Source organism: Parashewanella hymeniacidonis, from assembly GCF_016900895.1.
Taxonomy (GTDB): Bacteria; Pseudomonadota; Gammaproteobacteria; order Enterobacterales; family Shewanellaceae; genus Parashewanella; species Parashewanella hymeniacidonis.
In genome coordinates this window covers 20,606-34,460 of the sequence record NZ_JAFEUN010000045.1, presented here as the reverse complement: position 1 = coordinate 34,460, position 13,855 = coordinate 20,606, and the positions used below count along the sequence as shown (strand labels likewise).

At 39.0% G+C, this 13,855-nt stretch carries 12 protein-coding genes; all 12 read right to left on the bottom strand.

Translation table 11 applies throughout. The annotated features are described in order from the left end of the window. Window positions 1-168 precede the first annotated feature (168 nt). The 12 genes from JQC92_RS10720 to JQC92_RS10665 all read right to left on the bottom strand — a co-directional run bounded on the left by JQC92_RS10720 (window position 169) and on the right by JQC92_RS10665 (window position 13,717). Window positions 169-579, bottom strand: coding sequence for a MarR family winged helix-turn-helix transcriptional regulator (locus JQC92_RS10720; protein WP_204999655.1), 411 nt, complete (start codon window positions 577-579; stop codon window positions 169-171). A 61-nt stretch (window positions 580-640) separates the two neighbouring features. Then, window positions 641-1,072: a DUF1285 domain-containing protein gene (locus JQC92_RS10715; RefSeq protein WP_204999654.1), complete on the bottom strand. Its 432-nt coding sequence runs from the start codon at window positions 1,070-1,072 to the stop codon at window positions 641-643. 13 nt (window positions 1,073-1,085) lie between these two features. Then, window positions 1,086-4,085, bottom strand: a complete 3,000-nt coding sequence (ydiJ, locus tag JQC92_RS10710; RefSeq protein ID WP_204999653.1) for a D-2-hydroxyglutarate dehydrogenase YdiJ — start codon at window positions 4,083-4,085, stop codon at window positions 1,086-1,088. 114 nt (window positions 4,086-4,199) lie between these two features. Further along, window positions 4,200-4,475 carry a hypothetical protein gene (locus tag JQC92_RS10705; protein ID WP_204999652.1) on the bottom strand — a complete coding sequence of 92 codons (276 nt, stop codon included), beginning with the start codon at window positions 4,473-4,475 and terminating at the stop codon, window positions 4,200-4,202. Between the two features lie 140 nt (window positions 4,476-4,615). Continuing rightward, window positions 4,616-5,056: a hypothetical protein gene (locus tag JQC92_RS10700; RefSeq protein WP_204999651.1), complete on the bottom strand. Its 441-nt coding sequence runs from the start codon at window positions 5,054-5,056 to the stop codon at window positions 4,616-4,618. Window positions 5,057-5,175: 119 nt separating this feature from the next. After that, entirely contained in the window at window positions 5,176-5,886 is a 711-nt protein-coding gene (gene phoU / locus JQC92_RS10695; RefSeq protein WP_129947367.1) for a phosphate signaling complex protein PhoU, read from the bottom strand. A gap of 74 nt (window positions 5,887-5,960) precedes the next feature. Then, on the bottom strand, window positions 5,961-6,785 hold the full coding sequence (pstB, locus tag JQC92_RS10690) for a phosphate ABC transporter ATP-binding protein PstB (RefSeq protein ID WP_129947366.1): 825 nt from the start codon (window positions 6,783-6,785) through the stop codon (window positions 5,961-5,963). 72 nt (window positions 6,786-6,857) lie between these two features. Next, window positions 6,858-8,510, bottom strand: coding sequence for a phosphate ABC transporter permease PstA (gene pstA / locus JQC92_RS10685; RefSeq protein WP_204999650.1), 1,653 nt, complete (start codon window positions 8,508-8,510; stop codon window positions 6,858-6,860). 68 nt (window positions 8,511-8,578) lie between these two features. Continuing rightward, complete coding sequence (locus JQC92_RS10680; RefSeq protein ID WP_204999649.1) at window positions 8,579-10,843, bottom strand: ABC transporter permease subunit; 2,265 nt, start codon at window positions 10,841-10,843, stop codon at window positions 8,579-8,581. A 190-nt stretch (window positions 10,844-11,033) separates the two neighbouring features. Next, window positions 11,034-12,416, bottom strand: coding sequence for an alpha-amylase family protein (locus tag JQC92_RS10675; RefSeq protein WP_204999648.1), 1,383 nt, complete (start codon window positions 12,414-12,416; stop codon window positions 11,034-11,036). Window positions 12,417-12,897: 481 nt separating this feature from the next. After that, window positions 12,898-13,122 (bottom strand): hypothetical protein, encoded by a 225-nt coding sequence (locus tag JQC92_RS10670; protein WP_204999647.1) that lies wholly within the window; start codon window positions 13,120-13,122, stop codon window positions 12,898-12,900. 46 nt (window positions 13,123-13,168) lie between these two features. Continuing rightward, entirely contained in the window at window positions 13,169-13,717 is a 549-nt protein-coding gene (locus JQC92_RS10665; protein WP_204999646.1) for an alpha-amylase family glycosyl hydrolase, read from the bottom strand. Between the last annotated feature and the right edge of the window lie 138 nt (window positions 13,718-13,855).

Here is a 13,855-nt window from a genome sequence, read left to right as displayed (position 1 = left end):
TTTTAGCACCAAAAACGACCAGAAACCGTAGGTTCACTATATCATTTCTGGTCGAAATTGAATGTATCAAAGAGCTATATTGTATTAGCGATCATAATGTTAGATTTTTTTCATAGCCGACTAATTATTAGACGGAACAACTTTCAATAGAAAATAACTCCACACAGGTCAAATTTTGAGCTTGCTCAATAATGAAAGCAAATTACTCTTTTCATCGAGGGTCAAATTAGATAAAAAGGATCGATATACTGCTTCAATATCTTTATTAACATCATTTTCAAGCGCTTTTGCTGAGTCGGTTAAGAACACATGAAACGCTCTTTTATTCTCTTCTTCTTGTTGGCGCACGATAAGGTTTAACTCTTGTAGCTGATCCAGCATTCTCGTCATACTGTAGTTAGCAACAGCGCATCGAGCAGATAAGACAGTTTGAGTTACACCTTCTTCTTCCCAAAGATAGAACAAAACATAATAGAGTTTTGAATCAAGATTATATTTCTTCAATCGACAATCGAGCTCTTTTTGAATAGCTCCATTCAGCTGTGAAAAAAATGAACCAAGATTTTGATACTTATCCATATGACAACAACCAAGATTACATTCCAAGTAAACTCTAACATATCCAATTATGATGAAGATGTTAAGTTAAAATCACCTCATCTATATATCGATAGTAAGTCGGACGGTTAAAACTTGCTGTTAAACCATGCTGAATTAAACAAGTGATTTTGTCATCTAATACCGTAATAGCATTTAAAGATTCAAGCATGCATTGGGTATCTAAGCTTGTAGTAATTTCTACTTGCCCACTTTCTAACAATTGGTAATCAACTATCTTAATCGGCTCTTGTACAACATATACTTTAACCTTCTCTACAGGGGTGATTAAATAGTGTTGTTTATCTTGATAAAAGAGGATTGAATAAAATAGTTTAGCGAATTTCTTTGGTAATGGTGAGCCTTGATAAAACCAATTACCGTCTACATCAATATCAAATAAAGGCTTATTATCACAGACATCTTGTCTTAATGAAAAATCCTTCAAAATCGATTCTGATGTTGGCTCACTCATATATTGTCTCTCACTATTTGATTGCCTTTAACAGCACTTCTATTGGGTGTTGACTTCTAAAGTTGGCAAACCGTTTCACTTGACTCCTGCAAGAAAACCCCGTTACGAGTACGTTTTCAGGCGAGTTATCAGCTACAGGCTGCTTCCATGATAAATCAAATAACTTCTTACTTCGTTCAAAGTTTTTGATTTCATGACCATAAGTACCTGCCATACCGCAGCACCCTATACTTGCAAACTGCAAATTTAATCCGAAACCACTGAAAATTTGTTGCCATTCTTTTCCTGAGTTTGGTCTTGCTGTTGCTTCTGTACAGTGGTTAAACAAAGTATATTGCGAATTATCAGGTATGAGATCTTGTTTAACCTCAATGTTGGCAAGCCATTCATTCACTAATAATACATGATAATCCCCACGCTCATTTCCTAATATCTGTTTGTACTCATCGCGGTAACACAGCACTAATGCTGGATCTAAGCCAATCATAGGGATATTCAATTCATGAATTTGATTCAAGAAGTCGGAGCTATCTTTCGCCGTTTTAGCAAAACGTTCAAGAAAACCTTTAATGTGGATCGGTTTACCATTAGGTTTGTATGGCAATAAAACTGGGCTAAACCCTAATGCCTCAACAAGTTTGATCAATTTAAAAACCAACTGCGCATCGTAAAAGCTATTGAATGGGTCTTGTACGATTGCTACATATTGCTTTCTATCTATCTCTGAGATGCTCTTCAGTTTTTCAAGCGAATAGGTAATCGCTTTATGCTTTTTCAATTGTTCCATTAGCGTAGGTACAGAAAGCGCAGGCGCATCAATATAGCCTAGCGTTTTTGTAATTAGCCACTGGCTGAAACCATTCTGCGAAACAGCATTAATGAGTCTCGGCATGGTTGCCATCATTGGTAAGCTTTGTTCTATACCAGCAACTAAATAATCTGTAGCTGGTCGCATATAGCGTTTGTAATACACATCGTAAAATTGAGCTCTGAATTTTGGCACATCAACTTTTACAGGGCATTGACTTGAGCAAGCTTTACAAGCTAAGCACCCTTGTAGTGACTCCATAACTTCATGAGAGAAATCATATTCTTTAGAAACCGAGTTCTTAATGCGGCTAAGCAGCCCTTGCCCTTTTTCATTTACGAGCTTTTGAATATCAACGTGATTATTTTCGAGTAAGCGTAACCATTCACGCATCACACTGGTGCGCCCTTTTGGAGATTGAATTCGATCTCCCGTGGCTTTAAATGATGGACACATTGGTGAATTGGCTGAATAATTGAAACATAAGCCATTACCATTGCAATTCATAACATCAGGAAACTCCTGACGAACAGAAATGCGAATCTGACGGTCGAAACTGCCGCGTTTTTCACTATCAACATCATATTTTAGTGCATTTGCATCAGGCGCAAATAACTTGCCTGGGTTCAGTCTATTATGTGGGTCAAATAGCCCTTTAATCTTGCATTGAAGTTGATATAGTTTCTGACCAAATACGTCAGGAGCATATTCTCCACGAACACCTTTGCCGTGCTCGCCCCACATTAAACCACCGTATTTTTGAGTGAGTGCATTCACTTCATCTGAAACAACTCTAAGTAACTTTTCATCGGCTGGATCACACATATCTAGGGCTGGACGGACATGAAGAACACCAGCATCGACGTGGCCAAACATACCATATTGAAGGTTATGTGAATCAAGCAATGCCCGAAATTCCATAATGAAGTCGGCCAAGTTTTCAGGTGGAACCGCAGTATCTTCAGCAAAAGCTAATGGTTTTCGGTTACCTTTCGTCGCACCAAGTAAGCCAACTGCTTTTTTACGCATGGCATAGACTTTACCAATACTCGCTAAATTGTCGGTGTACTGATAACCAATTAACCCTGATTTTTCAGTTGTTAGTTGCTGTTCAAGTAATAACTGAAGTTTATCAACTCTATGTTGTACATCAGTTTCATTACCTGCAAACTCAACCATATTGATGCCATCAATCACCTTACCCTCAACCTCTGAAATCAAATCTGACACTGAATGCCAAATGATGTCCTCTTTAGCCAAGTTCAGCACCTTAGAATCAATCGTTTCAACTACGGTTGCATTGGCTGCAACCAAATGAGGAGCATGTCTCAAAGCGGACTCAAAAGAATCATACTTGATGTTAACAAGAAATCGTTTTTTAGGAATCGGCGTAAGATTTAATTTCGCCTCAGTGATAACAGCTAATGTCCCTTCTGAACCAGTCAGAATACGTGTAAGGTCAAACTGGGTTAGATCATCATTCCAGAGATGTTTTAAGTCGTAGCCCGTCAAAAAACGATTCAGTTTAGGGAAGCGCTCTAGAATTAACTTACGTTCAGTTAAAGAATCATTAGCTATGGCTGAAAACAGTGGTTTGCCATTTAGTGCAGCATTTTTTTCTACTGGTTTAGTATTAAGTACAGTGCCATCCATCAATACACTTGATAATTCAAGAACATGATCGGAGGTTTTTCCGTAGACTAATGAACCGGCACCAGATGCATCGGTATTAATCATTCCACCAATAGTTGCACGATTTGAAGTAGATAAATCGGGGCTAAAAAAGAATCCGTAAGGACGTAACACATCATTGAGCTTATCTTTAACTAGACCTGTTTCGACTCGAGCCCAGCCTTCTTCAACATTTACCTCAAGGACTTTTGTCATATGCCTAGAAATATCAATGATGATTCCGTTCGTTAACGATTGTCCGTTGGTACCTGTGCCGCCGCCTCGAGGACTAAAGGTAATATCGATAAACTTATCTTGATTCGCCAATTGAAGAGCAAACTGTATATCAGCTTGTGTTTTAGGATAAATAACAGCCTGAGGTAGAAACTGGTAAACGGAGTTGTCAGTGGCTTGAACAACTCTAGCGTTGTAACGCTTATCTACCTCGCCACTAAAATGGCTTTTTTCTAGTTCTAATAGGTACTCTAAATAAAGAGGCTCAATCGTGTGCTTGTGGGATAACTGAGGTAACATTGCTACTTTAAATGTATATTCTTATCCTTAAATTATACCTCAGTTTACTGCTACATGTGCTAAGAATTTGATAAAGGTAGTTATTGAACATTAAAACAAATTACCTTTTTAAAGTTATTTTTTTGGTGAGCATTGCCAACCTAAGCTTTCCAGCTTCGATTTAAAAGACTGAGCTTTTGATTCACAGTAACCAACTTGATGACTCGCACTCCAGACAATGGCCGCACTTCCTGACTTTGTATACTTTACTTCACAGGGTACTTTTGCATTTTGCCCTTTGTACACGACCTCGACCTTTCTCTTTGCATGCCCATTACTGCACAAATAAGCATTCTGGGCCAGTACTGGGAATGAAGTAATCGCAAATAAAACCACAATTGATATTTTCATAATTCCTCAAAACTTATCATAAATATATTGATGGCAAGCATAATAGTCTTGATTGCAATATTTTTATAATAACTTGTTTTGATATCTTTTCTCTCTGTGAAGTATAGCTTTATTGAGTCCAGAAAATTAACAACAGAGCGTCATGAAGCATCAGTACTTGTGTAATAGCCTGACTTAGCTAATCTACAATTCTTAATTTCTTTTTTTGCTATTTGATGAGGTATTTGTTTTGTCGTCACGGACTCATCGTCGTTGGATTGCAATTTAAGATAAACAGTCTGAGCTGGTTTTGTATTAAATTGGAAGTGATATTTTTTTTCTGTGAAAGTGGAAGTAAGCAGAGTTTTTCCTACATTTAGATAAGTTGCAAAATAAGACCCTTTAGGCATATAAGCTTTATCATTCTGATCGATAGCAACTGTGATACCCTGCCCTTCAATTTTTCCTTTTGAACAATCATGATAGACGTAAACTAAAGATTGAACGTTTGTCGGCTCATTGACGGGTTCAAAATATTTCCATTGGCTAAAGTGAGCACAACCCGTAAGCAATAAAAAACCTGTAGATATCCATTTCTTCACACAGCTTTCCTTTTTCGATACTTATCTTCCTTTTTCAGAAATTTATCATAATGGTAACAAACAAAAAAGCCCTGTTACTTTTCAATAACAAGGCTGTAGTTTGTTATTCTGTCAAAAGACTAACTTTGCAGATCTTTCTCCATGTCTTCATAAGATGTATGGCGAACATCCTTGCCTTTAACGTAATAAATGACATATTCGCAAATATTTTTACAACGGTCGCCCACACGCTCAACCGCTCGTGCAGCCCAAAGTACGTCAAGAACCCCAGGTATTGAACGCGGATCTTCCATCATATACGTCATTAATTGACGAATAATGCCTTCATATTCTTTATCAAGTTTCGCATCTTCTTTATGCAATTCAAATGCGGCATCGGCGTCCATACGAGCTAATGCATCTAAAGTCGCATGTAAAGTGCGTGTTGCGTGACGGCCCATGCTTTCAATGCTTACTAATAATGGTTTTTCGTTCTTATTACGTTTATCTAATGCTGCTTTCGCAATACGTACGCAAGCATCGCCAATACGCTCAAGATCTGCAATGGTTTTTGATATAGCGATAATCAAACGTAAGTCACTTGCTGCAGGTTGGCGCTTTGCAATAATTCTTGTGCATTCCTCGTCAATGGAAACTTCCATTCCATTAACTTTATGATCTCCCTCGATAATCTTTTTAGCGAGTTCTGCATCTAATGCACTTAAAGCATCTAAAGATTGCTCAAGTTGGCGCTCGACTAGCCCGCCCATTGCTAATACGCGGTTACGGATATCTTCCAGTTCAGCATTAAATTGACCAGAAATATGTTTATTTAAACTTATGTTTTCCATCTATCTACTTCCTTAATCTAGAAGATCAGCTGTTCAAACGACCTCCAATAAACAGCCACCGTCTTGAAGATTTATTATCCGTAACGTCCAGTAATATAGTCTTCTGTTTTCTTTTGCTTTGGCGTTGTGAATATGGTGTTAGTGTCAGCATATTCAATTAACTCACCCATATACATAAATGCCGTTTGGTCTGACACACGAGCCGCTTGTTGCATGTTATGGGTTACAATCACTACAGTATACTTTGATTTTAATTCAGTAATCAGTTCTTCAATGGTTAATGTCGAAATTGGATCCAATGCCGAAGTTGGTTCATCGAGTAAAAGCACTTCTGGTTCAATCGCAATGGCTCTTGCAATAACCAAACGCTGCTGCTGACCGCCAGATAAACCAAATGCATTATCATGAAGTCGATCTTTTACTTCGTCCCAAATCGCTGCACCACGTAGAGAACGTTCACAAGCCTCATCGAGTAAGCGGCGATTGTTAATCCCTTGTAAGCGTAGACCATAGACTACATTCTCATAAATAGACTTAGGGAACGGGTTTGGTCTTTGGAATACCATCCCTACATTACGTCGAAGTGCTGCAACATCTACGGCTTTATCATAGATATTTTGACCATGAAGCAGAATCTCACCTTCAACATGACAAATGTCGACTAAATCATTCATACGGTTGATACAGCGTAATAATGTTGATTTACCACAACCACTAGGACCAATAAATGCAGTAACTTGCTTCTTTGGAATTTTCATTGAAACATCAAACAAAGCCTGCTTTTCAGCATAACGTAAGTTTAAATCACGAATTTCAAGCGCCGTCTCAGCCGCAGTCAATGTTGCTAAATCGATGACTTCCGCATCCGTGTTTAATTTTTCTTGGTCTATTGAAATCATTTTCTTTCCTAACTAAATCAGGTAATTCTATAGGGTGATCACCAACAGTAATCACCATTATTCGTTAATCGATTAGTGCTCTAATGAACGGTATTTCTCACGTAAGTGGTTACGCACACTAATTGCTGTTAAATTAAGTGCAACAATGACTGAAACAAGTAAGAAAGATGTTGCATATACCAATGGTCTTGCAGCTTCAACATTAGGGCTTTGAAAGCCTACATCATAAATATGAAACCCTAAGTGCATGAACTTACGTTCTAAATGAACAAATGGGAAGTTCATATCTATTGGTAATGTTGGTGCAAGCTTCACGACACCTACAAGCATTAATGGCGCAACCTCTCCCGCTGCACGGGCTACCGCTAGAATCAACCCCGTCATAATTGCAGGACTAGCCATAGGCACGACAATACGCCATAAGGTCTCAGCCTTGGTTGCTCCTAAGGCTAAACTACCCTGCCTCACTGAACTCGGGATTCGACTCAATCCTTCTTCGGTCGACACAATAACTACAGGCAATGTCAAAATCGCTAACGTTAATGCAGACCAAATGACCCCCGGTGAACCAAAGGTTGGAGAAGGTAGCCCTTCTGGATAGAAAAGTTGGTCAATTGAACCACCAACCATATACACGAAGAAACCTAAACCAAATACACCGTATACTATCGATGGAACACCAGCCAAGTTAATCACCGCAATGCGAATCATCTTGGTAATTGGCCCTTTCTTAGCGTATTCATGTAGGTAAATTGCAGCAACAACACCAAATGGGGTTACGATTACCGCCATAAGCATAACCATGAATACCGTACCAAAAATCGCTGGAAATACCCCACCTTCTGTATTTGCTTCTCGTGGGTCGTCTGCAACAAACTTACCAACACCAATAAACCAGTGTCCGATCTTATCAAGTGTGCTCATGCTATTAACAAAAGTCACATCGAGTACTGTGTCCAATGGCAATTTAATGGTATCGCCAGTCATATCTTCAACAAGTACTGAATCGCGTCCAGACTTCTTCTTTAAGTCAAAGAACTCTTTTTCAAGCACTTGATAGTCTTTATTGAGCTGCTCTTTTTTCTGCTGAAACTCTAATTTCTTCGCTTCCGTTAACTTATCTTCCAACTCCAGTTTACGGGCTGATAAACGTAATTGTTCAAGTTGGTAGTTGATTGTACCAATTTCACTCTTTTGTAGTGAATGAGCTTTACCTGTGAGCTCAACAGCACGCTCAATTTGTTGCTGAAGCACAGTAACTAAGTTATCACCCGTTACTTTCTTACCATCAACAATTACGGCCTTTGGGTAGCCATAAAAATTACCATTTTTACTACGTTCAAATTTCGCAATACCTTCTGGTGTTGAACGGCTCACAATATCTGTAGCCATAACCCAACGAAAGTCTAAGCTTACGCGCTCACGGTTACCAGTTTTGATTAAATAACGAGTAACCGTCTCACCTGGATGATGTTCAAATTTATGACCGGCTGATTCTAAACGCTCAGTAGGAACATCTTCACGATCATAAATTTCACCAATTAACGTAGACTTTACTCCATTCTGGTCTTTCAACTGCCATTGATAAATCTCAGCAGGCCAGAAGTAACTTAGACCACGCCAAGCAATCAACAACAACAGACCTAATACGGCAATTAAACTTAAACTTACCGCTCCACCTGTCATCCAGATCCATGGTGAGCCTGATTTAAACCACTTACCCATTGCGTGAACCTCTTAAGCTCTGATTCGAAATAATTAGTAAAAAAATCATTGTTTAATCCTTTTTATTCTTATAGCGAGCTATATTTTTCACGCAATCTTTGTCTAACGACTTCAGCAATTGTGTTAAAGAAGAAAGTAAATATGAACAACACAAATGCAGCTAAGAACAACACTCGATAATGGGAACTGCCTATTGCAGACTCTGGCATTTCAACAGCAATGTTTGCCGCAAGCGTTCGCATTCCTTCGAATACGCTCCATTCCAAAATTGCGGTGTTACCTGTTGCCATAAGCACAATCATCGTTTCACCAACAGCTCGACCTAAGCCCATCATTACTGCAGAGAAAATACCAGGGCTTGCAGTAAGTAAAACCACACGAGTAAGGGTTTGCCATTGTGTAGCACCCAGCGCCAAACTACCGTTCGATAAGTGACGTGGCACAGAGAAAATGGCATCTTCAGCGATTGAGAAGATAGTTGGAATAACCGCAAAGCCCATTGCAATACCAACAACTAATGCATTTCGTTGGTCAAAAGTAATGCCAAGCTCATTGGTAATAAATGCACGAGTATCCCCGCCAAAGAAAGCAAGTTCAATCGTTGGACTCAGAGCAAAAGACAGCCAACCAACAAAGCATATAACAGGGATCAACATCAACTCTTGATAAACATCAGGTAAACGTTGCTTCCATCTAATTGGTAACTTGCTCCAAGAAAATGCTGAAACGAGAATGGACACAGGTAATGCAATTAACAACATTACGATACCCGGTAAATTTTCTTCGATCAGTGGCGCTAACCAAAGGCCAGCAAGGAAACCAAGGATTACCGTCGGTAATGCCTCCATAATTTCAATGGTTGGTTTGATAAAACCGCGAACGGTTGAAGACATGAAATAAGCGGTATATATCGCTCCTGCAATGGCAATTGGAACTGCGAATAACATGGCATAAAATGCCGCTTTCATGGTACCAAATGCTAATGGCATTAAGCTTAACTTAGCTTCGAAGTCATCTGAACCAGATGTTGATTGCCAAACGTATTTTGGTTCAGGATAACCTTCATACCAAACCTTTTCCCACAATGCACTCCATGAAACTTCAGGGTGTGGGTTATTCACGGCGAAAAGGTGAAGTTTACCTTGTGACTCAACGACTAAACCGTTAGAGCGAGGATTAAAGCTTAGCGCTTTAGCTTGAGGAATATCGAATTTTTCACTTAACAATTCACGTTGGCTGGTCGTATACAATAAAGTAAGTTGACCTTCAGGACTAATAACTGCAAAGCTTTTCCGGTAGAACTCAGTTGCCATTGCTCCGACTGGAGCGATATCGTCAAAGCTACGAATCGGTTGATATAGGCGCCCTTTATCACTATTGACTTGAAAGTACTGACTGATTAAACCTGAGTCGTAGGAAACGATCAATGAACTTGCGCCAGCCAGAAGCTCAACATCGCTCACTTTGGTGTCGTTAATTTCAAGATTTAATACTTGCAGTAAGCTTAACTCATCTAAATAGTTGATGTTATAGATAAAGACTTTATCAGTAGTTTTTAAAAGAAGTTGACGCTGATCAGGCGTTATCATTACCTTTGAGACATGAATAGGAGCATCTTCGACAAGTGCACTTTCTGGTGTCCACTCTATTTCCTCAGTCATCATGTTTTCTTCGCCTTCAAGACGCTCAATTCGCCACTGATTGGTGGGCGTGAGGTAAGCGAATGAGATTTTGTCTTCCCCGAGGCTAAACGCAAGGTTAGTCAGAGGCTCACCATTAGAATCAATAGTTATTGGTTCTTCACCAGCAGGGTATGAAACTTCAGGAGTAATGGTTCGAACATTATTAGGGTAAGAAACGCCAAATTTGATCCCAAAAACCATTGCTTGTCCGTTACTTAAACCTAATGCAAACATCTGCTGACTTGGCATTGATTTCGAACTGCTGACAACTGATGTCCCTTGAGGGAGACTTGGTGCAAAACTTGAGATTAAGCTTCCAGAATTAACGTCATAAAACTGAACATGGCCAGTAGAAGAAACTTTATACAAGACCTGATTTTGCTCATCACTGCCAATCATCAAGGTTTTAGCAGTGCTAATATCACTATGCTCTGTAACCACTGTAGATTCTTTGATGCTTGCACCATCGAAAACTGGTTTTATAACATAAAGTAAATAGAAGAAAATAAGTAACAGGGCAACAAAAACCATAGTACCACCGATAGACACACCAACACGTGTAGCCTTATCCTTGATAGCTCTGCGGGTTGTTCCACTGTTCGTAAGTAGCGACTGAGAATTATTTCCAGGCTGTTGGACCTGACTTTCCATTAAAAACCTCTGTTTTTTTATTGTTGTGTTTTCTTCCGCAGCTTCTGAAAACACTGGCCTTTTCTGACGTTGAGAATTTTATGACCGAAAGATGACAGTTGTATTACAACCAGTAATAATTCACAAACAAATTCAATAAAAAAGCCCATGCTTCCTCACGAAGCATGGGCTTGAGTCAAATTCTTTTAAATTATTTTAACAACCACATCCTCGCATCACGCCCATGAATGACAAATTCATTTAGTGGTTGCGAATCACTCGACAACATATCCTGATAAACACCGCCATTCTTTAAGCCACTCGATGGAAAATCTAAACTCACCGTTTTGTCTTGCGCACATTTGTTAATGGCTAGGACACCTTTACTGCCTCGACTAAATACAATTGAACAATCATCATGACTTAATATATGCATCTGAGTTCCCTGAGTTGCATTATGAAATTTAATCATTCCAATTATATCTTTACGTTTATAGAAATCTTGCCAGCGAGCATTATCATGACTTTCGTTATGATCAGAGTAAATTAACGGCACACCACCATCTCTACCTAATACATAGACCGAAGCAAGTGTCTCATCGGTCGGATTCATAATCTGATACCGAAATCCAGCATTCATTGGAATGTCGTGAGTAATCACAAATGTAACAGCCCTGCTATTATCAAGTGCATGACCATCATTTTTGGGTTCAGCTAGAGAGTTCAACGAGCCATTATAGCTGAATGCTTCTCTAATCTGGCTAAAGAGTGGAAAATCATAAGCACTAAAGTCGGTTCGGTCTAAATATGGTGCTAAGAATTGCTTGTACTCAATAGATTCTTTACCTCCTGATGTGATTAATTCGCCAAAAATATGCATATTTTTTGTAATTTTTGGAGTAAAGACTTTATTAAGATGTTCGATAGTCATATGTTTTGCGGCGTCTATTCTAAAACCAGTGACACCGATTGCCTTTAATGCTTTTAAATAGGATTGCTGTTGACTCACAACCCAGTCGTTATAAGCCAATTTAGGTAAGCCTGTATCAGGTGGAGTACCACAAATTCTATTATGTTGAACGTCATCGACATTATTGTAATCGTGAATGCACTGCGCTGGGAAAAAATCGTTTTCACTAAATAAGTTTTGATTGATATCACCAAACAATATTAATGATTGATACTTTGTTTGGTCACTCGCATACTGATTTAAGACATCGTTACCCGGATAATTTAAATCTGACCGTAAAAGTGATTCATTTGCCATATCATTGAAAACGATGTCGGCGTAAGTTTCAACACCAACAGACTTCAGTGCCTTCACCATATTTTTAAAATCGTTAGTGTCGCCTAACCTGTTATCAATCACCCGATAATCTTGTGGCTGATAGAGAGACCACCATTGATCACCCGTGGATTTATATGCTGGAGAAACAAGCACTTTCTTATAGCCTAATTGAGCTATTTCTTCTGCTTTATTGGCTACTTCACTGTATTTCCAATTAAATGCGTGAAGTATTACGTCGGCATGTGCAGAAGATATGATTAAAAACGAAAATGTTAAGGCAACGGCTTGGAAGTAATTTTTGAGCATAAATTCTATCCTCTCAGAGATGCTTCCTTGCTTAGATATTCCGTCTAAGAAGGATAATTATCTCAAATAAACCGCATGTCCACTTATTCATTTTTCAGCTTAACTATGCATTACCTACTGCACGTACAACGAGGTGAATGTGACGGCGAAGCACTTCACTTAATTTTGAAAATTCCTGCTCAAAGCTTTCAGCCGTTTCGAGGTAACCATTCACCAGCCCCGTATTGACTTTTCAAATAAACAGTGAAACTTACTTGCGGGGTGGTACTTGTATCACAAAACAATGGCAAGCTTGTAGTTATAAATGCCAATAAACGGGAGTTTGAGATTGTCAATACCCCTCTGGTGAATGCTTACGTTTCGAGCATCATCAATTTTTTTCTACATGGAGAATTAATGAAAAAGTGATCTCGGCATCTTAAACTGGTGTTTTCGAATCTATAATTCGATAAAGACTTTCAATACGGTTAATTTCACATTGCTATGAGTGTACAAGTAATGAACTGAGTCGTTTGTTTCTTATCGCTTCATTATGAAAAGCAAGCTCAATTTCTCTATCTGCTCGTCTATCAACGACTTGATTTCGAATATATCGCTCACACGCTTCAACCAGTTTGTCTACTAATACTGTAGAAGAAAAATTATGGATACTCTGAATATCGGTCTCGATTACAACAAAATAAGAATTGTTACCAACATCCTCCATTTTATACCTATACTCGAAAGCTGATAATACAAAATCTTCGATACTTTTAAAGTGATACGTTGTTGAGCCAAGTGCCCCCGGTCATGTGCTTAGCAGCATCAACTCGGAACCCCGTGACACTAATGTCTTTCAGCGTTTTTAAATACGTTTTTTGTTGCGAAATCATCCAGTCGTTTTCATCAAGATCCTGCAGCCCAACATCAGGATCGGCACCACAAAGTCGGTAATGTTGAACATCCCACACACTCGTGTAATTGTAAATACATTGAGCTGGTCTAAAATCAGCATTTTGAAAAAGGTTCTGATTTATATTGCCAAATAACACTAATCCATCAACACCTTCATTTGAGTAGCCTTGCAGCACTTCAGTCCCCGGGTAATGTAAATCATTGCGCTTGTGTGCTTCATTAGCCATATGGTTAAAAACAATGTCGGCATAAGTTTCAACACCAGCCATCTTTAGCGCTTTCACCATATGTTTAAAATCTGCGGTATTACCCAGCGGATTATCAATTATTCGATAGTCCTGCGGTTGATACCTCGCCCACCATTCATTTCCAGATGACTTGTATACCCATGATACTTGAAGATGCATGTTTCAGGACTTTTTCAGCGCCAATTCTTTGAGGCGCATTAGCGAAGGAATATCGGGATTCTTTCGAGCTAATGTAACAAAGAAGAATTGGCGCTGAGAAGTCCACGCAGTGCGAGTTGCACAGCTTGCTACTCTTCG

Bases quoted from the DNA above. Each gene is read 5' to 3' on its own strand.
- pstB (WP_129947366.1), bottom strand. From the start codon at position 6,785: ATGATTTCAATAGACCAAGAAAAATTAAACACGGATGCGGAAGTCATC.
- JQC92_RS10675 (WP_204999648.1), bottom strand. From the start codon at position 12,416: ATGCTCAAAAATTACTTCCAAGCCGTTGCCTTAACATTTTCGTTTTTA.
- JQC92_RS10705 (WP_204999652.1), bottom strand. From the start codon at position 4,475: ATGAAAATATCAATTGTGGTTTTATTTGCGATTACTTCATTCCCAGTA.
- JQC92_RS10715 (WP_204999654.1), bottom strand. From the start codon at position 1,072: ATGAGTGAGCCAACATCAGAATCGATTTTGAAGGATTTTTCATTAAGA.
- pstA (WP_204999650.1), bottom strand. From the start codon at position 8,510: ATGGGTAAGTGGTTTAAATCAGGCTCACCATGGATCTGGATGACAGGT.
- JQC92_RS10670 (WP_204999647.1), bottom strand. From the start codon at position 13,122: ATGGAGGATGTTGGTAACAATTCTTATTTTGTTGTAATCGAGACCGAT.
- JQC92_RS10665 (WP_204999646.1), bottom strand. From the start codon at position 13,717: ATGCATCTTCAAGTATCATGGGTATACAAGTCATCTGGAAATGAATGG.
- JQC92_RS10720 (WP_204999655.1), bottom strand. From the start codon at position 579: ATGGATAAGTATCAAAATCTTGGTTCATTTTTTTCACAGCTGAATGGA.
- ydiJ (WP_204999653.1), bottom strand. From the start codon at position 4,085: ATGTTACCTCAGTTATCCCACAAGCACACGATTGAGCCTCTTTATTTA.
- phoU (WP_129947367.1), bottom strand. From the start codon at position 5,886: ATGGAAAACATAAGTTTAAATAAACATATTTCTGGTCAATTTAATGCT.
- JQC92_RS10680 (WP_204999649.1), bottom strand. From the start codon at position 10,843: ATGGAAAGTCAGGTCCAACAGCCTGGAAATAATTCTCAGTCGCTACTT.